Origin of the sequence: Nocardia brasiliensis ATCC 700358 (assembly GCF_000250675.2) — a bacterium.
GTDB lineage: Bacteria > Actinomycetota > Actinomycetes > Mycobacteriales > Mycobacteriaceae > Nocardia > Nocardia brasiliensis_B.
In genome coordinates this window covers 6354355-6373515 of record NC_018681.1, presented here as the reverse complement: position 1 = coordinate 6373515, position 19161 = coordinate 6354355, and the positions used below count along the sequence as shown (strand labels likewise).

Below are 19161 nucleotides of genomic sequence, written 5' to 3'. Positions count from 1 at the left end.
TTCCTGCGCGGTGCGGGGCGCGCCGGTGAGGCTTTGTGCAGGGGACTCGAGCGGCCGGGCGTGCGGACGTCGCGCGCACAAAAGTGCACTGCGCGACGAGATCGCGCGGCGAACAACAACGTTCGTGCAGCGGTCGGCCGCTGATTGAAAAATAAAGTAGCGCAATAGAATACAACTATCGAGCGCCGTCGGATGCGCCGTGTGCCGGGTGACTACGGTCGAGATGCGGAAGTGCTTGGCAATCTGTACATTTGGTTCAGCCCGAACTGGCAGGAGGGGGTCGGGCGTTCAGCGACATGCCTTTTTGGTGAACGTGAGTGCGGAAGTACGGAACTTGTCACAGTCATTGAACGCGCCGGAAGGCGAGCGTCGGGAACCTGTCGTTCGACGTCAGCGTATGCCGCTGCTAGCCCTGTTCGGCAGCGCCGCCGTCACGTCGGTCGCGGTGGTGGTCGCGGTGTACTACGCGCCGAGCGACTTTCGCGTCCCGCTGACCATCGGCGCGGTCGTCGCCGCCCTCCTGCTGTGCGGCGCGTGCACGGCGGCCGTGCACTATCACGGCGTCGCCCGGCGGGCGACCCGCGAGGCGGCCGCGAGCACCGCGGCGGCGACGGCACGCGTCCAGGCCGCCGAGAACGCGGCCGAGGCGCACGCCTGGGAGTCGAAGAACAACGAGAACCGCCGCTCCGCCGCCATGGCCGCGTTCGCCGGCGCCGCGGGCCGGATGCAGGCGATGACCACCAGCATGCTCGCCGAACTGCGCGAGATGGAACACCGGCACGCCGACCCGAAGGTCCTCGCCGACCTGCTGGAACTCGACCATCGCACCGCCCAGGCCGGGCGCCTCGCCGACAGCATCGCCGTGCTCAGCGGCGCGCGGTCCGGCCGGCGCTGGGCCAAACCCATTGCGATGGAATCCATTCTGCGCGGCGCCATGGGCCGGGTCGCGGGCTATCAGCGGGTGCGGTTGCGCGCCATCGCCGAAATCGCCATCGCCGGCCACGCCGCCGAGGGCATCATGCACACCCTGGCCGAACTGCTCGACAACGCGTGCAACTTCTCGCCGCCCACCACCGAGGTGCACGTATACGCCGCCGAGGTGCCCGCGGGCGTGGTGCTCACCATCGAGGACAGCGGCCTGGTGATGAGCGAATCGGCGCTGCGGCGCGCTGAACAGACCGTGTCGGTCACCGGCCCCGACGGGCGCGGCCAACGTTCGGCGGACCTGTCCTCGCTCAGCGGTACCCGACTCGGCCTGGCGGTGGTCGGCCACCTCGCGCGCAAGCACGGGCTCACCGTCTCCTACCGGCCCTCCGCGATCGGCGGCACGGCCGTGGTCGTGGTGGTGCCGCGGGATCTCACTGCGCGCGTGGACCGTTCGCAGCCGTCGGCGCCCGCCACCAATCCGTCGCTGCCTGCGGTGCCGCCGCCGGCGCCCCGGACCGCCCCGCAGGCGGTGGCGCTCGCGGAACCGGCCGCCGATCGCGAACCGGCCGCCGTCGCGACCGCACCCGCGCCGACCGCTGAGGTCACCAGCATGGGCCTGCCGAAGCGGCGACGCGGCAGCACCCTGGCCGCGGTGCATCCGGCCGGGCTCTCGCTACCCGAGCCCGGCGCGCCTGCGGCGGCGCCCGCGCCCGCGGCCAGCCCGGCCGCGTTCGGCGCCTTCCAGCGCGCGATCGCCGGGCGTGACGGCGAAAGCGCCGCCGCCGCACCACCTTCCCCGTCCCCTACCGTTGCCGTGGAGAACGATCGATGACCACGTCTGTGCCGTCCCAACTCAGCTGGCTGTTGGAGCAGCTACTCGCTCGCACCCCGCGTACCAGGCACGCGCTACTACTGTCCGGCGACGGACTCAAGATCTGCCACACCCCCGAACTCGGGATGGACAAGGCCGATCAGCTCGCCGCGATCGCCGCGGGCATCCAAAGTCTTTCGCACGGCGCGTCGGTCGAGTTCGGTGACGGCCGCGGCGGCGTCCGGCAGTCGATGACCGAGTTCTACGGCGGCATCCTGTTCATCGTCGAGGCGGGATTGGCCGCGCATATCGCGGTCGTCGCCGCCGAGGACGCCGACGCTGGCCTGGTCGGGCACAACATGCGCGAACTGGTCGAGCAGCTGGGCCACCACCTCGCGTCGGCGCCGCGGAATCCAGCGGGACGGCCGAGCGGCGAAGCCGACCAGGGGTGGGCAAGCACAGGGGGACGGCAGGGCGGCGAAGCCGACCAGGGGTGGGCAAGCACAGGGGCGAGCGTGTCGTGAACAGGCCCGGCCGCGACGACGACCCCGACCGGCTCTACACGCTCACCGGGGGACGCAGCAAGCCCGACTCCGACAGCTTCGACCTGGTCACGCTCGTGGTCAGCGAATGCGATCCGACGCCGGGCATGCAGTCCGAGCACGTGGCGATCCTCGACATGTGCCGGGCCCCGACCGCGGTGGTCGAGATCGCCGCTGAACTGCGGCTGCCGGTCGGCATCGCGACCATTCTGCTCTCGGACCTGCTGTACGCGGGCAAGATCACCGTCCGGCATCCGAACATCGGCCCCGGCCTGCCGGACGCGCCGTGGAATGCCGTGCCAGACTCCACCACCCTCGAGAAGGTGCTCGTTGGACTCCGCAATCTCTGACCCCCGACCCGCCCGCGCCGACGCACCGTTGCACAGCGCGACCCGCCAGGGACTCAAGATCGTCATCGTCGGCGGCTTCGGCGTCGGCAAGACCACCATGGTCCGCGCGGTCAGCGAGATCCGCCCGCTCGACACCGAGGCGACGATGACCAACGCCGGCGTCGGGATCGACGACCCGAGCGGCGCGCCCGGCAAGTCCACCACGACGGTCGCTTTCGACTTCGGCCGGATCACCATTGACACCGAGAACGTGCTGTATCTGTTCGGCGCACCCGGACAGGAACGGTTCTGGTTCCTGTGGGACCGGCTGTTCACCGGCGCGCTCGGCGCGATCGTGCTGGTCGACCAGCGCCGCATCGCCGACTCCTGGTACGCCATCGATCGGCTGGAAGCACAGCGGACCCGTTTCATCGTGGCCTGCAACAACTTCGGCGGGTCCTCGCGGCCCGACGAGGTGCGCGACGCGCTGGACCTCGACCCGCACGTGCCACTGGTCGAATGCGACGCGCGTTCCCGCGAATCCAGCAAACAGGTGCTGATCACCCTGGTCGAGCACATCTACGCCGACGCACCGCGAGCGGAGACCGCCTCATGACCAGTCCGAGCGCCGCGGCCGCCGGTTTCGGCGGCTGCCCCGTGCAGCCGCAGTCCGCCGTCCCGCTCAGCGGTCCGCGCTTCCACACCGATCCGCAGCATCTGTACCGCGAGATGCGCCGCGAACACGGGCCGGTCGTCGCCGTCGAGTTGCCCGGCGACGTGCCCGCGTGGCTGGTCATCGGCTACCGTGAACTGCATCAGGTGACCAGCGATCCGGAGCTGTTCCCGCGCGACGTCAGCCTGTGGAACCAGTGGCCGAACATCCCGGAGGACTGGCCGCTGCTGCCGATGGTCGGCCAGCCGCGGCCGTCGATCTATTTCACCGCGGGCGCCGAACACCGCAGGCATCTGGCGATGGTCGAGCCGGCGCTGGATTCGGTCGATCCGTTCGAATTGCGCCGCACCTGTGAGGAATTGGCGGACCGGCTGATCGACGGATTCTGCGGGCGCGGCGAAGCCGATCTGGTCGCCGAGTTCGCGGTCCTGATGCCCGTGCTCGCGCTGGCCTGGGCGCTCGGCTTCCCGGACGAGGACGGGCCGCGGCTCGCGTGGAGCATGAAGGCGCTCGCCGACGGCGGCGCCGACGCGCAAGCCGCGTACGGCCGCTACTACGAGCAGATGATGCAGGTGCTCGCCGCCAAAAAGGCCAGGCCCGGAAACGATCTCGTGTCGCGCATGCTCGCGCACCCCGGGCAGTTCACCGACGAGGAATACGTGCAGGACCTGATGGCCGTCACCGCCGCGGGCCACCTGCCGACCGCCGACTGGATCGGGAACTCGGTACGTCTGATGCTCACCGACGACCGGTTCGCCGCCGCGCTGGGCGGGGGACGCCGCAGCATCGGCGAGGCGATGAACGAGGTGCTGTGGGAGGACACCCCGACACAGATCCTCGCCGGGCGCTGGGCCGCTCGCGATACCCGGTTGGCGGACAAGGTGATTCGATCCGGCGACATGCTGCTGCTCGGGCTCGCCGCGGCCAACGCCGACCCGCACGTGCGCCAGCACCTCGCCGACGGCGCGGCGACGGCACACGCGGGAAACAGCGCGCATTTCGCGTTCAGTTACGGCGAATACCGCTGCCCGTTCCCCGCCCAGCAACTGGCCGAGATCATCGCGCGGACCAGCATCGAGGTGCTGCTCGACCGGCTGCCCGACATCGATCTCATGGTGCCCGCGCAGAACCTCGTCCGGCGGCCGTCGGCCTTCCTGCGCGGCATGACGTCCTTGCCGGTTCGATTCACACCAGTTCGTGCAGTCGGAGGTACCCCGTGACGGAAACATGCCCATTCGCCATCGACCCCATGGTCGGTGACCTGGACGGGGAGACCGCACACCTGCGTGCCGCGGGCCCGATCACCCGCATCGAACTGCTCGGCGTGCCCGCCTGGACCGTCACCGAACACGCCGTCGCCCGGCAACTGCTCGTCGATCCGCGACTGATCAAGGACATCAACGGCTGGTCGCTGTGGAACTCCGGGGTGGTGACCCGGCAGTGGCCGCTGATCGGGATGATCGATGCCGGGCGTTCCATGTTCACCGTGGACGGCGCCGAGCATCGACGGTTGCGGATCAAGACCACCCAGGCGCTCTCGCCGCGGCGGCTCGAAGACATCCGGCCGGTGGTCGAGCGGCTGACCGCCGAACTGCTCGACGATCTCGAGGCGGCCGGCGCCGACGGCGCGGTCGTCGACCTCAAGCAGGTGTTCGCCTACCCGCTGCCGATGCGCGTCGTCAGCGAGCTGATGGGCGTGGACCGCGCCGATCATCCCATGCTGCTGGACTGGTACAAGGCGTTCTTCTCGCTGCTCACCCCGCAGGACGAGCGACTACGGGTGATCGACGAAATGGACTCCTACTACACGGATCTGGTGCGCAAGAAGACCGCCGACCCCACCGACGACCTCACCACCGCGCTGATCTTCGCCGACGACGGCGGCGAACCGCTCACCGAAGAAGAAGTCGTCGGCAATCTCAAAGCCCTAGTCGCGGCCGGGCACGAAACCACCGTCGGCCTCATCCTCAACGCCGTGCGCGCCCTGCTGACCCGGCCCGAACAGCTCGCCAAGGTCCGCGGCGGCGACTTCGAATGGAAAGCGGCAGTGGAGGAAACGCTGCGCTGGGACAGCCCGGTCACCCACCTGCTGATGCGTTTCGCCACCGAAGACATCACCATCGGCGACACGGTGATCGAAAAGGGCGACGGAGTCGTCATGTCCTACCGCGCCATCGGCCGCGACACCGCCGTACACGGCGTCGACTCCGACGATTTCGACCTCACCCGCCCGACTGCGCACCGCCACATGACTTTCGGGCACGGCCCGCACATCTGCCCCGGTGCTGCCCTGTCCCGCCTCGAAGCAGGCGTCGCCCTCCCCGCCCTCTTCGCCCGCTTCCCGAACCTGCGCCTGGCCGTCCCCCTCGAAGAAATCCGCAACCTCCCCGTCCTCACCCAAAACGACCTCGCCGCCTTCCCCGTACACGTGTGAACTCCGAAATCCGCACCCCTTCTCGGGATCTACACCCGTTCTGAGCGCTCAGAGGGGGTGTAAGTCCCGAGAAAGGGTGTAGATCTCGTGGTTATCCACAGGCGCGGGTTGTGCACATCGGGTGGGGTCCAGGTGGGGTGGGGGTGTGGCGCGGGGTGAGTATGAGGCATGGACCGGGTGGGTGTGCATCGGCGAAGTGTCGAACTGCGGCGCGGGTTGAGCGACGAAGAAATCCGGCAGCGCTATTCCGGCGGTGACTGGTGCCGTCTTCGGCGCGGTGCCTATGTCGATCGCGCGACTTATCGGGAATTGGATCCGGTCGGCAGGCATCGCACCCTGATCGATGCTGTCGCATCCGTTGCGGCGCTGGGAACTGCGATCAGCCACCAATCCGCCGCCGTCGTGTACGGCGCGCCGCTGTGGCGCGTGCCGCTCGACAAAGTTCACGTTACTCGGGATCGGCGGACCGGTGGCCGTGTCAAGTCGGACGTCAAGATCCATTGTGTGCCGCTCGATGCCGTCGCCGAGGTCGACGGGCTGCTGGTCACAACGCCCGCTCGAACGGTGGTCGATCTCGCTCGTACGCTGCCGTTCGAATCCGCGGTTGTCACCGGCGATGTGCTCTTGCGCGACTTCGGTCTATCCGACGACGAGCTTGCCGTCGAGCTCGAACAGGCGAAGTCGCGTTCCGGTATCGCGGCGGCCAAACGAGTGATCGCGTTCCTGGATGGGCGCACCGAGAGCGCGGGGGAATCCCGCAGTAGGGTACTGCTGGCTCGCTCGGGTCTGCCCGAACCGACCTCACAGGGAAACGTTTTCGATGGCGACGGCAAGTTCCTCGGGCGCGTCGACTTCTACTTCGAAGGCACCGGCGTGCTGTGCGAATTCGACGGCCGCGTGAAATACGGTCGTCTGCTCCGTCCCGGGCAAGATGCCGGTGACGTGGTCTTCGCGGAGAAGGTCCGCGAAGATGCCATGCGGGCCTGCGGGTTCCAACTCGTCCGATGGACCTGGTCGGACCTGGACTCCGACCAGGTCGCCGGCCGCGTCCGCGCGGCCCTGGCCCGTGCCCGCCGCGCGCCTGCCGACGGCCACGTCGAGCAAGCCGCGCGAATCCGCACCCCTTCTCGGGATCTACACCCGTTCTGAGCGTTCAGAGGGGGTGTAAGTCCCGAGAAAGGGTGTGGCTGTCGTGGTTATTCGGCGAGGAGTTTGCCTGCGGCGGTTTCGATTTTGGTTTCGTCGAGCAGGACGGTGTCGGCGGCGGGGCCGAGGGGGATGAAGGTGTCTTCGCTGGTTACTCGGGCCAGGCGGCCGTCGAAGGAGGCGTCGAGGAGGGCGGCGTAGACGGATTCGGAAACGCCGCCGCTGCGGCGGGTTTCGTCGGCGATGAGGACACGGCCGGTGGCGCGGGCATGGTGGAGCAGATCGTCGACGGGGAGGGGGGAGAGCCAGCGCAGGTCCAGGACGCGGGCGTGGACGCCGCGCGCGGCGAGGCGACGGGCGACGCGCAAGCTCATCGGGACGCCGTTGGCGAAGCTGACGATGGTGAGATCAGTGCCGTCGCCGTATACGCGGGCGCGGCCGATATCGACGTGCTCGGTGTCGGAAACCGGTGCGAGCCAACCGTTGTCGCCCGTCTCATACAGATCGCGGGTGTGGTACAGGGCGATCGGCTCGAGGTAGACGCACACGCGGCCGTCGACGCGGGCCGCCGAAACGCAGGTGCGCAGCAGGGCTGCGGCGTCGTCGGCGCGGGCCGGGGACGCGACAACGACGCCGGGGATATCGCGCAGTGCGGCGATCGAGTTGTCGTTGTGGAAATGCCCGCCGAAACCCTTCTGGTAGGCGTAGCCCGCGATCCGCACCACCATCGGATTGTGATACTGCCCAGCGGAAAAGAACGACAGGGTGGCCGCTTCGCCGCGCAACTGATCTGCCGCGTTGTGCACATACGCCAGATACTGGATCTCCGGAATCGGCACGAATCCGGCCAGCGCGGCACCGAGCGCGGTGCCGAGGACGCTCTGCTCGTCGAGCAACGTGTCGAAGACCCGGCGCCGCCCGAACTGCTTCTGCAACCCCTTGGTCACCCCGTACACGCCACCCTTGCGCCCGACATCCTCGCCGAACACCAGCACATCCCGATCCCGCGTCAGCAATCGCGCCAGCGTGCGATTGACCGCCTGCCCGAGCGTCACCGAATCATCCCCGCCGACAATGGCTTTCGTGCTCGGCGTCACCGTGGTGGCGCGCAGGGCGTCGGTGCGGATCCGGTCGGGACGAGTGGGGGCGAGGGAAGCGATCACGGCGGGGGCGGAGTCCAGCTTCGGTTCGCGCCAGACCTCTTCGGCGGTGGTGGTGACGCGGTGGGCGATGGCGTCGTAGCGGTCGAGGAGTTCGTTGGGGGTGGCGACGCCCGCGGCGACGAGGCGGCGGGCGGTGGCCACGAGCGGATCGCGGAGCAGGTCGGCGGTGATGTCGGCGGGTTTGCGGTAGGCGGCTTCGACGTCGGAGCCGGCGTGACCCATCAGGCGCACGGTGCGCAGCCGCAGGAACGCGGGCTTACGCTGCTCCCGGACCCAGTCGGCGGCGGCGCTCGCGGTGGTCAGCGCGTCGACGGCGTCGCAGCCGTCGGCATCGAAATACGCCAGGCCGGGCCGTGATCCGTACGCCTGCGGGATCCAGTCCGGGGGTGTGGGCACGCTGATGCCGATGCCGTTGTCTTCACACAGGAACAGCAGCGGCAGCGCCACCCCTTGCCGCGCGGTGTGGATCGCCGAATTGATCGCGCCGGTCGCGGTCGAATGGTTGGCCGAGGCGTCCCCGAAACTGCACAGCACCACCGCATCCGACGGCCATTCGCTCGAAATGCCCAGCCGCGCCGCACGATCGATGGCGAACGCGAGACCTACCGCGCGCGGCAGATGCGAGGCGATGGTGGAGGTCTGCGGGATGACGCTCGCGGCCTTGCTGCCGAAAACCTTGTGCCGCCCACCGGAAATCGGGTCGGCCGCCGCCGCGACGACGCCGAGCAGCACGTCCCGGATCGGGTCGAGGCCGGGCACGCGCCGGGCGCGCTGCACGAAGAACCCGCCGGACCGATAGTGCAGCAGCGCCGGATCGTCCACGCGCAGCACCGATCCGAGCGCCGCGTTCCCCTCGTGCCCCGACGAGCCGATGCTGTAATACCCCCGCTTGCTCGCCCCCAATTGCCGCGCGGCCAAATCCAGCTGTCTGCTCGTCGCCTGGGACTCGAACAGTTCCAGCAGGGTCACCCCGCTGACCCCCGGCGCGACCTCGAGGCCCGCCGCGCGGCGCACCCCCGCGGGCAATGCGCCGACCGCCGCCCGAAACCGTTCGTCAAGAACCTTGCCCGGACTCGCCCCGGAAACAGCTTCCCGCTCGCTCACGGCCCCACTGTATCCCCACCGCCGACGATTATGCGCGCCCTCCTAGATCCCGCCGAACTTTTTCCTGTCACCACACCATAACGCCGGATATGCAGCCGGACTGCCGGCGGCCGCTCGGCTCTGGGACCGTACAGCCCCGTAGCGAATCGTGTTCGACGCGCCGCGCACCTTTTGTCGTCCCGCGCGCGTGTCCTTTGACTGACACGCGCGCGCGACACCAAAACGCGCGCGGCAGCGGCCGCGCGCCGACGGAACGTTCGTGAGGGAACCCCGCCGTCCGGGGGACGGCGGGGTGCGCTACCTCAGTCGGGAAGACGGCGGGGTGTGCGCTACTCAGTCCGGGAGTTGGAGCGCGGAGGCGGCGGGCTGGTCGAGCAACCAGGTGGTGGATTCGAGGCCCACGGCACCCGCGGCGGGGATGTCGACGGGGTCGGCGCCGGCGATGGCGGCGGCGACGGCCTCGGCCTTGGCGGCACCGCCGACGACCAGGACGACGTGGCGGGTGCGGCGGATGGCGGGCACCGTGAGGGTGACCCGGACCGGCGGCGGCTTGGGCGAATTCGTCACGGCGACAACGAGTTCGTGGTCTTCGCGGACCGCGTCGGTGTCGGGGAACAGCGAGTTGACGTGCCCTTCGCCGCCCATGCCGAGCAGGTGCAGGTCGAAGGCGCCGTGTTCGGCGAGGTAGGCGTGGACCGCGGCGGAGTATTCGGCGGCGGCCTCGATCGGGTCGGGGTATTCGCCGTCGGAGGCCGCGACCGGGTGCACGCGGGCCGGATCGACCGGGACATGGTCGAGCAGGGCCTGGCGGGCTTGCAGGTCGTTGCGTTCCCCGTCGGCGGCGGGCACGAATCGTTCGTCGCCCCAGAACACGTCGAGCTGGGACCAGTCGATGGCGCCGGGGGCCTTGCGAACCACCTCGAGCAGGCCGATGCCGGTGCCGCCACCGGTCAGCACCACGGAGGCGGACCCGCGGGCGGCCTGGGCCGCGACCACGACGTCGACGAATTTGGCGGCCGCGGCGGCGACCAGCGAGTCGGTGTCCACGTGGACCTCGACGGTGTCGCTGGCGGAGGTGTCGTTGTCCTGCGTTCCGGTTTCACTCATAGGTCACCTTCTCGATTCCGGCGAGAGCTTCTGCATAGATCTCATCGGCGTCGAGTCTACGCAGCTCCTCCGCCAGGCAGTCCCGAGTTTCCCGGCGGGCCAAGGCAATTCGCTGGTCAGGGTCGCCGGTGCGGGTCAGTGTCGCGGTGCGCCCGGTCTGCGGGCGTTCGATCGCGACGGACACCGACGGCCGGTGGATCTCCACCTTCAGCGCGCCGGAGCGGCGGCGCACCGGGCAGTCCAGGCGGATGGCGAGCCAGCCCGCGAGGATGTCCAGGGCCGGTTCGTTGCGCAGCCCGGATACGAGCACCGATTCGACCGGCTCGTACGGCGGTTCGTCCAGCGCGGCGGCGAGCAGCGCGCGCCAGTAGGTGATCCGGCTCCACGCCAGATCGGTATCGCCGGTGGAATAGGATTCCAGCCGCTTCTTGATCGTCGCCTGCGGATCGGCCGCGAAGGTGGCGTCGGTGATGCGCCGAGTCGCCAAGCGCCCCACCGAGTCCTTGGACGGGAACTCCGGGGCCCCGCGCGGCCACCAGGCCACCACGGGGGTGTCCGGCAGCAGGAACGGGATGACGACGCTGCTCTCGTGATTGATCAGCTCGCCCTGCAACCGCAGCACGATCACCTCGGCCGCGCCCGCGTCGCCGCCGACCCGGATCTGGGCGTCCAGCCGGGTTTCGGCCTCCCGGTCACCGCGCGCGAGAACGACGACCCGGCAAGGGTGTTCGCGGCTGGCGTCGTTGGCGGCGTCGATCGCGTCCTCGGCCTCGGAGCTGTCCAGCGTGCACACCACCAGGGTGAGCACCCGCATCATGGTGATCACGCCGTTGCTCTCGCGCAGCTGCACGATCCGCTTGGTGACCTCGCCGGTGGTGGTGTCCGGCATATCGATGATCATGGCCGCCGCCATTCCCGCCCGGTGCGGGCGAGCATCTCGTCGGCCGAGGCCGGACCCCAGGTGCCCGCCTCGTAGGGCTCGGGCTTGCCTTCGGTGGACCAGTGCTCGAGCACCGGATCCAGGATGCTCCAGGACAATTCGACCTCCGCGTTCACCGGGAACAGCGACGGCACCCCGAGCAGCACATCGAGGATCAGACGCTCGTAGGCCTCGGGGGAGGATTCGGTGAACGCCTCGCCGTAGCTGAAATCCATGTTGACGTCGCGCACTTCCATGCTCGACCCCGGCACCTTCGACCCGAACCGGGTGGTGATGCCCTCGTCCGGCTGCACCCGGATGACCAGCGCGTTCTGCCCGAGATCCTCGGTCATGGTCTGGTCGAACGGCAGGTGCGGGGCGCGCTTGAACATCACCGCGATCTCGGTGACCCGGCGGCCCAAGCGTTTTCCGGTACGGAGATAGAACGGCACGCCCGCCCAGCGGCGCGTGTCGACCTCCAGGGTGATCGCGGCGTAGGTCTCCGTGCGCGACTGCGGGTCGAAACCCTCCTCGTCGAGCAAGCCCACCACGTGCTCGCCGCCCTGCCAGCCTTCGGCGTACTGCCCGCGCGCCGTCGTCTCGTCGAGCGGCTCGACGAGTTTGGTGGCGGAGAGCACCTTGATCTTCTCGGCCTGTAACTGCTTGGGCTGGAAGCTGATCGGCTCTTCCATCGCGGTGAGCGCGAGCAGTTGCAGCAGGTGGTTCTGGATCACGTCGCGGGCCGCGCCGATGCCGTCGTAATAGCCTGCGCGCCCGCCCAATCCGATGTCCTCGGCCATGGTGATCTGCACATGGTCGACGTAGTTGGCGTTCCAGATCGGATCGTAGAGCTGGTTGGCGAAGCGCAGCGCCAGGATGTTCTGCACCGTCTCCTTACCGAGATAGTGGTCGATGCGGAACACCGTCTCCTCCGGGAACACCCGGTTGACCAGCTCGTTGAGCTCCTGGGCGCTTTCCAGGTCGTGCCCGAACGGCTTCTCGATCACCACCCGCCGCCACGGCTTGCGACCGGCCGCGTCGGTCGTGGTCGGTTGTGCGAGACCGTGTTCGGAGAGCTGGTCGAGCACCACGGGGAACATGTTCGGCGGAATCGACAGGTAGAAGGCGTGATTCCCGCCGGTGCCGCGATCCTTGTCCAACTTGGCCAAGGTGTCGGACAGCGTGGCGAACGCGGTGTCGTCGTCGAAGGAGCCCTGCACGAAGCGGATGCCCTCGGCCAGGTGGTCCCAGACCTCCTGACGGAATGGCGTGCGCGCGTGCGCCTTCACCGCGTCGAGCACGACCTCGGCGAAGTCCTCGTCCGCGTAGTCGCGCCGGGCGAAGCCGACCAGCGCGAAACCCGGGGGCAGCAGCCCCCGGTTCGCGAGGTCGTAGATGGCCGGCATCAACTTTTTCCGGGACAGGTCACCGGTGACACCGAAGATCACCATGCTGCACGGGCCCGCGATGCGCGGCACCCGCTTGTCCCGCTCGTCGCGCAGCGGGTTCTGCCAGGTTTGGGTTTTCGGGCCGGCCATCGGGTCAGTTGTTCCCGGCCGCGGTGAGCTCTTCGGTCGTGGCGGAAAGCAGTTCGCCCCACGACTTCTCGAACTTGTCCACGCCTTCGGTCTCGAGCACCTGGAACACGTCGTCGAGGTCGATCCCGGCTGCGGACAGCTTGTCGAAGACCTCCTGGGCCTGCGCCGCGGTGCCGCTGACCGTGTCGCCACGGACCTCGCCGTGATCGGCGACGGCCTCGAGCGTCTTCTCCGGCAGGGTGTTCACCGTGTTCTTGCCCACCAGCTCGGTGACGTACATGACGTCGGAGTACTCCGGGTTCTTCACGCCGGTCGAGGCCCACAGCGGCCGCTGCCGGTTCGCGCCCGCCGCGCCCAGGTGGTTGTAGGTCGAGGTGTGCTTGCCGCCGTCGAACACGTCCTGGTATTCGGCATAAGCCAAGCGGGCGTTGGCGATACCGGCCTGCCCGCGCAGGGCCAGCGCCTCCTCGGTGCCGATCGCCTCGAGCCGCTTGTCGATCTCGGTGTCCACCCGGGACACGAAGAACGAAGCCACCGAATGGATCTTGCCGAGATCGTGACCCGCGATCTTGGCGCTGCGCAGACCGTCGAGGTAGGCGCCCATCACCGCGCGGTAACGCGCGACCGAGAAGATCAGCGTGACGTTCACGCTGATGCCCTCGGCGATCACCTTGCTGATCGCGGGCAGGCCCGCCTCGGTGGCCGGGATCTTGATGAACAGGTTCGGCCGGTCGACGGTCTTCCACAGGTCGATGGCCTGTGCGACGGTCTTGTCCGCGTCGAAGGCGAAGCGGGGGTCGACCTCGATCGAGACCCGGCCGTCCACGCCGTTGGACGCCTCGAACACCTCGGTGAACACGTCACAGGCCGAACGCACGTCGTCGGTGGTGATGATGCGGATCGCGGCGTCGGCGTCGGCGCCTTGGGCGGCAAGCTCTTTCAGCTGTCCGTCGTAGGCGTGCCCCTGGCTCAGCGCGCCCTGAAAGATGGTCGGGTTGGTGGTCACGCCGACCACGCTGCGGGTGGCGATCAGCTCGGCGAGATTGCCGGACTGGATCCGGTCCCTGGACAGGTCGTCGAGCCATACGGACACACCTGCCGCGGAGAGGGCGGCGAGATTCTCGTTCTGTGCCATGAGCGCTTATCCCTTCACGTTCTCGAGTGTGCGCTGCGCGGCGGCAACGACGTTTTCGGCGGTGATCCCGAACTCGCGGAACAGGGTCTTGAAATCGGCGGACGCACCGAAATGCTCGATCGAGACGATCTCGCCCGCGTCACCGACGAACCGGTGCCACGGCATCGCGATACCGGCCTCGACCGCGACTCGCGCACCCACCGACGGCGGGAGCACCTCGTCCCGGTACGCCTTGTCCTGCGCGTCGAACCACTCCACACACGGCATCGAGACCACGCGGGTGCCGATGCCCTGCTCCTCCAGCGTAGTGCGGGCCGCGACGGCGAGCTGCAGCTCCGAACCGGTGGCGATCAGGATCACCTGCGGTGTGCCGGTGGACGCCTCGGCGAGCACATAGCCGCCCTTGGCCACGCCCTCGAAGCTGGTGCCCTCCTGGATCGGCAGGTCCTGGCGGGTCAGCGCGAGCGCCGACGGGCCGTCCTGGTGCGCGGGCTCGGAGACGGAGAAGTGCGAGGTGTGCTCGCTGCTGTCCCGCTCGAGAATGGTGCGCCACGCGTAGGTGGTCTCGTTGGCGTCACCGGGGCGCACCACGTTCAGGCCGGGGATCGCGCGCAGCGCGGCGAGGTGCTCGATCGGCTGATGCGTCGGACCGTCCTCGCCGAGGCCGATCGAATCGTGCGTCCACACGTAGATGGCGGGCACGCGCATCAGCGCGGCCAGCCGGACCGCGGGGCGCATGTAGTCGCTGAACACCAGGAAGGTGCCGCCGTACGGACGGGTCGGACCGTGCAGCGCGATGCCGTTCAGGATCGCGCCCATCGCGTGCTCGCGCACACCGAAGTGCAGTGTGCGGCCGTACGGATCGGCCTTCCACATGCCGGTCGAGATCGACTCCGGGCCGAAGCTCGGGGTGTCGGGCATCGTGGTGTTGTTGGACTCGGCCAGGTCGGCCGAGCCGCCCCACAGCTCCGGCAGCACCGGCGCGAGCGCGGCGAGCACCTTGCCGGACGCCTTCCGGGTGGCCATGCCCTTCGGATCCGCCTCGTACGTCGGCAGATTCGCGGCCCAGCCGGTCGGCAGGTCGCGCTTGGCGAGCCGGTCGAACAGCTCCTTGCCGGCCGGGTTGGCCTGCGCCCACTTGTCGAACTGCTGCTGCCACTGCGCGTGCGCCGCCTGGCCGCGCTCGACCACCTTGCGGGTGTGCGCGATGACCTCGGGCGCGACCTCGAAGGTCTGCTCCGGATCGAAACCGAGCACCTTCTTGGTGGCGGCCACCTCGTCGGCGCCCAGCGCGGCGCCGTGCGCGGCGCCGGTGTTCATCTTGTTCGGGGCCGGGTAGCCGATGATGGTGCGCAGGACGATGATCGATGGGCGATCGAGTTCGGCCTTCGCGGCCGCCAGCGCACCCTCGATGGCGACGACGTCCTCGCCGCCCTCGACCACCTGCACGTGCCAGCCGTACGCCTCGTAGCGCTTGGCGACATCCTCGGTGAACGCGATGGTGGTGTCGTCCTCGATGGAAATCTTGTTGTCGTCGTAGATCAGCACGAGATTGCCGAGCTGCTGGGTGCCCGCCAGCGACGACGCCTCGGAGGTGACGCCCTCCTCCATGTCACCGTCGGACGCGACGACATAGATGAAATGATCGAACGGGCTGGTGCCCGGCGCGGCGCTCGGATCGAACAACCCACGCTCGCGGCGTGCGGCCATCGCCATACCGACCGCGGAAGCCAGACCCTGACCCAGCGGGCCCGTGGTGATCTCGACGCCGTCGGTGTGCCGGAACTCGGGGTGACCCGGCGTGAGCGAACCCCACTTGCGCAGGTTCTTCAGATCATCCAACTCCAAGCCGAAACCAGCCAGGTAGAGCTGGATGTACTGGGTGATGCTGGAATGCCCGCAGGACAGCACGAAACGGTCCCGGCCGACCCACGACGGATCACTCGGATCGATCCGCATGGTGCGCTGATAGAGCGAATAGGCCAACGGCGCCAAACTCATCGCGGTACCGGGATGCCCGTTCCCGGCGTTCTGCACCGCGTCGGCGGCAAGCACTCGGACAGTGTCGACGGCCTTGGTGTCCAGATCCGTCCAGTCGTCCGGGTGGTTCGGCTGAGTGAGGGCGCGGATGTCGTCTGTGACTGACACGACCGAGGTTCTCCTGACATTGGTTTCGTCGACGGCGGCTTGCTGGCGGCGATGAACGCGCGGCAGCGACGGTGTGCATACCGGGTGTGTACCCCAACCACCCTAGATGTGCCCCATGAGCGGCATGAGAGTAACCCTGTGTTTAATGCCGCGCGGGCGCGGCGGGGTTCGCGGCCCCTTTGTCTCGTTTCTCAGCTGTCGAGACTCGCGCCTGCGGCGCATGCGCTTCGACAGCTGAGAAACGAGACGGCCGCGAACGGTCGCTCGTAAGACTCGCTCCGTGGTGGGGGCGTTGGGTGGGCTGGTTGGTGTCGGGTGTGCAAGCGGTGGGGGCGCGGTGTGTGCGAGCAGATGGGTGGTTTCGCGCATGCGAGACGGCCGCGAACGGGTCGCTCGTCGGGCTTGCTCTGTGGTGGGGGCGTTGGGTGGGCTGGTTGGTGTCGGGTGTGCAAGCGGTGGTGTGGTGGACCACAATTCGGGTCCGGTTGCTTGGGGCTCTGGAAAGGGCGGGGTCGGTGGGGGTCTACCATCCTCTGTAGTAGTAGCCGCGCCGCATCGGCTGAAGGGGCGCCGAGGCGGACGTATGTCCAGGTCTCGCGCATCCAGCACAGCGGGAACGCGCGCGCTGCTTGGTCCATGCCGGAGGCGATGCACAGCGTGCGAGGAGAAACAGTGCGGATTGGGCAACAGCCGGGTGGCAATGGCGCGCACGGCTCCGCTCCGACGGTGCTGACCGAACGGTTCACCGGACCGGGCCTGCCGTCCCGAGTGATGCGACGAGTGCTCGCCTACATCGCGCTCACCAAGCCGCGCGTCATCGAATTGCTGCTCGTCGCGACGATCCCGACGATGCTGCTCGCCGACCGCGGCACCATCGACATCCGGCTCATCCTGGTCACCCTGTTCGGCGGCTGGATGGGCGCGGCGAGCGCGAACACGCTGAACTGTGTCGCCGACGCCGATATCGACAAGGTGATGAAGCGCACCGCGAAGCGCCCGCTGGCCCGGGAGGCGGTGCCCACCTCGCACGCCTTCGTGTTCGGCGTCGTGCTCGGCGTGGCCTCGTTCGCCTGGCTGTGGTGGCAGGCGAACCTGCTTTCGGGCGCGCTCGTGGTCGCGACGATCCTGTTCTACGTCTTCGTCTACACCCTCGGCCTGAAGCGCCGCACCTCGCAGAACGTGGTGTGGGGCGGCGCGGCCGGGTGCATGCCCGCCCTGGTCGGCTGGTCCGCGGCGACGGGCGGCATCGGCTGGCCCGCGATCGCCCTGTTCGGTGTCATCTTCTTCTGGACGCCGCCGCACACCTGGGCGCTGGCCATGCGCTACAAGGAGGACTACCGCGCGGCGGGCGTGCCGATGCTGCCGGTCGTGGCCACCGAGCAGGCGGTGACCAAGCAGATCGTCATCTACACCTGGCTCACCGTGCTCACCACGCTGGCGCTGGTGCCCGCCACCGGCGTGGTCTACGCCGCCGTCGCGCTGGTGGCCGGCGCGTGGTTCCTGCTCATGGCGCACCAGTTGTACGCGGGCGTGCGGCGCGGCGAGTCGGTGAAGCCGCTGCGGCTGTTCCTGCAGTCGAACAACTATCTGGCCGTGGTGTTCTGCGGTCTCGCGGTCGATTCGGTACTCGGCTGGGATACGATCGGCAGCTTCTTCGGCTGAGGCCGATTCAGGCACGGGTACCGAGGTAACCGTCCGGCCGGACCGTGATCCGGGTGCCGTCGACCGCGTGATAAGCGGCGAACGCGTGGCCCTCGACATCGATGACGTGCCGGTTCTGCGTTGCGGTCCCGGGCCGCACCACCGCGTACACCTCAGCGTCCGCAATCGCGGGCAGTGCACCGGTTTCGCCGAAGCACAGCACGGTCGCGTGCGGACCACGGAAGAGGTCGAACAGGCGAATCGGCTTGCCCGCCAGGTCTTTCAGCGGTGCGTCGGGCGCGCGATCGCCGGGGACGAGCGGCCCGTGCGCGGCCGGATCCCGGTAGCTGATATCCAATTGCTGTGTCTCCGGGCCGCGTTCCATCGCGTCCTCGTCGCCGTCTTTCAGCTTGTCGAGCAGTGCGGAGCTGACGCCGAGCACCCGCGCCGCGACCGTGCGGCGTTCGGATTCGTAGCTGTCCAGCAGTGATTCGTCCCCGTGTAGCGCGGCGGCCAGCTTCCAGCCGAGGTTGTACGCGTCCTGGATGCCGGTGTTCAACCCTTGCCCGCCGGTCGGCGGGTGCACATGTGCCGCGTCCCCGGCCAGGAACACCCGGCCGTCCCGGAAGCGTGCGGCCAACCGGACATTCGGCCGCCACACGGTGACCCAGGTGAGGTCGGTGAGCGTGACGTCGGTGCGTCCGGAATAGCGGTGGAGGTACTCCTGCAGCACCGCGAGGGTCGGTTCGGCGTCGTCGTCCAGCGGGGCGGCGAACTGGAATTGCCGCCCGCCGGGCAAGGGGGACAGTGCGATTCCGGCCATCGGCCGATCGGCCGCCGCGAACCAGTAGCCATATTCGTGATCGAGCGCGTCGGCGCGGACGTCGCCCAGCAGCATCCGGATCGACTCGTCGGTCGAGCCCTCGAATGCGACGCCGAGCGTCTTGCGTACGGTGCTGCGACCGCCGTCGGCGCCGACCAGGTAGGCCGCGCGCACGGTCTCCGCGACGCCGTCGCGGTGCAGGGTCGCGGTGACGCCGGTCGCGTCCTGGGTGAAAATGTCCAGCGCGGTGCCGAGTTCGACCTGTACGCCCAGTTCGGCGAGCCGATCGCGCAGGATCGCCTCGGTCCTGGACTGGCCGAGCATCCAGGCGTTGGGGTAGGGGACGGCCGGTGTCGGGTCGACCGGCTCGCGCATGATCCGCTCGCCGATGAATTCGCCGCCGAGATGGACCCGCATGATCGGTGCCGACCGTCCGGCCGCGAGCACCGCGTCGAGCACACCGAGGTCGTCGAATACCTCGAGCGTGCGCGGCTGGATGCCGTCGCCGCGCGAACCGGCGAAGAACTCGGCGGCCTGGTCGACGATCCGTACCGGGATGTCGCGCCGGGCCAAATCTATGGCGAGGGTGAGTCCGGTCGGGCCGCTGCCTGCGATGAGCACCTGGTCGGGCACGATTCCTCCAAAGATGAATTGAGATTCAATGAATGCGAATTCAGTATTGGAGTTGGTAGGTTGCCTGTCAAGAGGAGGTGGGTGCGGG

15 protein-coding genes are annotated in these 19161 nt (G+C 68.7%); 8 read left to right on the top strand and 7 right to left on the bottom strand.

Annotated features, from left to right (window positions below):
- Positions 1-397 precede the first annotated feature (397 nt).
- The 7 genes from O3I_RS28130 to O3I_RS28100 all read left to right on the top strand — a co-directional run bounded on the left by O3I_RS28130 (position 398) and on the right by O3I_RS28100 (position 6865).
- The gene (locus O3I_RS28130) at positions 398-1759 is read left to right on the top strand and encodes a sensor histidine kinase (protein WP_014986399.1); all 1362 of its coding nucleotides are present in this window, start codon (positions 398-400) and stop codon (positions 1757-1759) included.
- Positions 1756-2262, top strand: coding sequence for a roadblock/LC7 domain-containing protein (locus O3I_RS28125; protein ID WP_014986398.1), 507 nt, complete (start codon positions 1756-1758; stop codon positions 2260-2262). The genes O3I_RS28130 and O3I_RS28125 overlap by 4 nt, the downstream gene beginning before the upstream one ends.
- Positions 2259-2630 carry a DUF742 domain-containing protein gene (locus tag O3I_RS28120; RefSeq protein ID WP_029903214.1) on the top strand — a complete coding sequence of 124 codons (372 nt, stop codon included), beginning with the start codon at positions 2259-2261 and terminating at the stop codon, positions 2628-2630. Before O3I_RS28125 ends, O3I_RS28120 begins: the two co-directional genes overlap by 4 nt.
- Positions 2611-3225, top strand: coding sequence for a GTP-binding protein (locus O3I_RS28115; protein WP_014986396.1), 615 nt, complete (start codon positions 2611-2613; stop codon positions 3223-3225). The genes O3I_RS28120 and O3I_RS28115 overlap by 20 nt, the downstream gene beginning before the upstream one ends.
- Positions 3222-4502, top strand: coding sequence for a cytochrome P450 (locus O3I_RS28110; protein WP_014986395.1), 1281 nt, complete (start codon positions 3222-3224; stop codon positions 4500-4502). The genes O3I_RS28115 and O3I_RS28110 overlap by 4 nt, the downstream gene beginning before the upstream one ends.
- Positions 4499-5716, top strand: a complete 1218-nt coding sequence (locus tag O3I_RS46860; RefSeq protein ID WP_014986394.1) for a cytochrome P450 family protein — start codon at positions 4499-4501, stop codon at positions 5714-5716. The genes O3I_RS28110 and O3I_RS46860 overlap by 4 nt, the downstream gene beginning before the upstream one ends.
- 168 nt (positions 5717-5884) lie before the next feature.
- Positions 5885-6865 (top strand): hypothetical protein, encoded by a 981-nt coding sequence (locus tag O3I_RS28100; protein ID WP_014986393.1) that lies wholly within the window; start codon positions 5885-5887, stop codon positions 6863-6865.
- 47 nt (positions 6866-6912) lie between these two features.
- Here the strand turns inward: O3I_RS28100 and O3I_RS28095 are convergent, their stop codons facing one another.
- The 6 genes from O3I_RS28095 to tkt all read right to left on the bottom strand — a co-directional run bounded on the left by O3I_RS28095 (position 6913) and on the right by tkt (position 15976).
- A complete protein-coding gene (locus O3I_RS28095) occupies positions 6913-9129 on the bottom strand; it encodes a thiamine pyrophosphate-dependent enzyme (RefSeq protein ID WP_041562922.1) in 2217 nt (738 codons plus the stop codon).
- 333 nt (positions 9130-9462) lie between these two features.
- Entirely contained in the window at positions 9463-10236 is a 774-nt protein-coding gene (gene pgl, locus O3I_RS28090; protein ID WP_014986391.1) for a 6-phosphogluconolactonase, read from the bottom strand.
- Positions 10229-11137 (bottom strand): glucose-6-phosphate dehydrogenase assembly protein OpcA, encoded by a 909-nt coding sequence (opcA, locus tag O3I_RS28085; protein ID WP_014986390.1) that lies wholly within the window; start codon positions 11135-11137, stop codon positions 10229-10231. Before opcA ends, pgl begins: the two co-directional genes overlap by 8 nt.
- Entirely contained in the window at positions 11134-12693 is a 1560-nt protein-coding gene (zwf, locus tag O3I_RS28080) for a glucose-6-phosphate dehydrogenase (protein WP_014986389.1), read from the bottom strand. The genes opcA and zwf overlap by 4 nt, the downstream gene beginning before the upstream one ends.
- Before the next feature lie 4 nt (positions 12694-12697).
- Positions 12698-13828 (bottom strand): transaldolase, encoded by a 1131-nt coding sequence (gene tal / locus O3I_RS28075; protein WP_014986388.1) that lies wholly within the window; start codon positions 13826-13828, stop codon positions 12698-12700.
- A 6-nt stretch (positions 13829-13834) separates the two neighbouring features.
- Entirely contained in the window at positions 13835-15976 is a 2142-nt protein-coding gene (gene tkt / locus O3I_RS28070; protein ID WP_014986387.1) for a transketolase, read from the bottom strand.
- Positions 15977-16612: 636 nt separating this feature from the next.
- On the opposite strand from tkt, the gene O3I_RS28065 reads away from it, so the two are divergent.
- Positions 16613-17638 (top strand): heme o synthase, encoded by a 1026-nt coding sequence (locus tag O3I_RS28065; protein ID WP_424769555.1) that lies wholly within the window; start codon positions 16613-16615, stop codon positions 17636-17638.
- Between the two features lie 7 nt (positions 17639-17645).
- On the opposite strand, the gene O3I_RS28060 is transcribed toward O3I_RS28065, so the two are convergent.
- Positions 17646-19073, bottom strand: a complete 1428-nt coding sequence (locus tag O3I_RS28060) for an FAD-dependent monooxygenase (protein ID WP_014986385.1) — start codon at positions 19071-19073, stop codon at positions 17646-17648.
- Between the last annotated feature and the right edge of the window lie 88 nt (positions 19074-19161).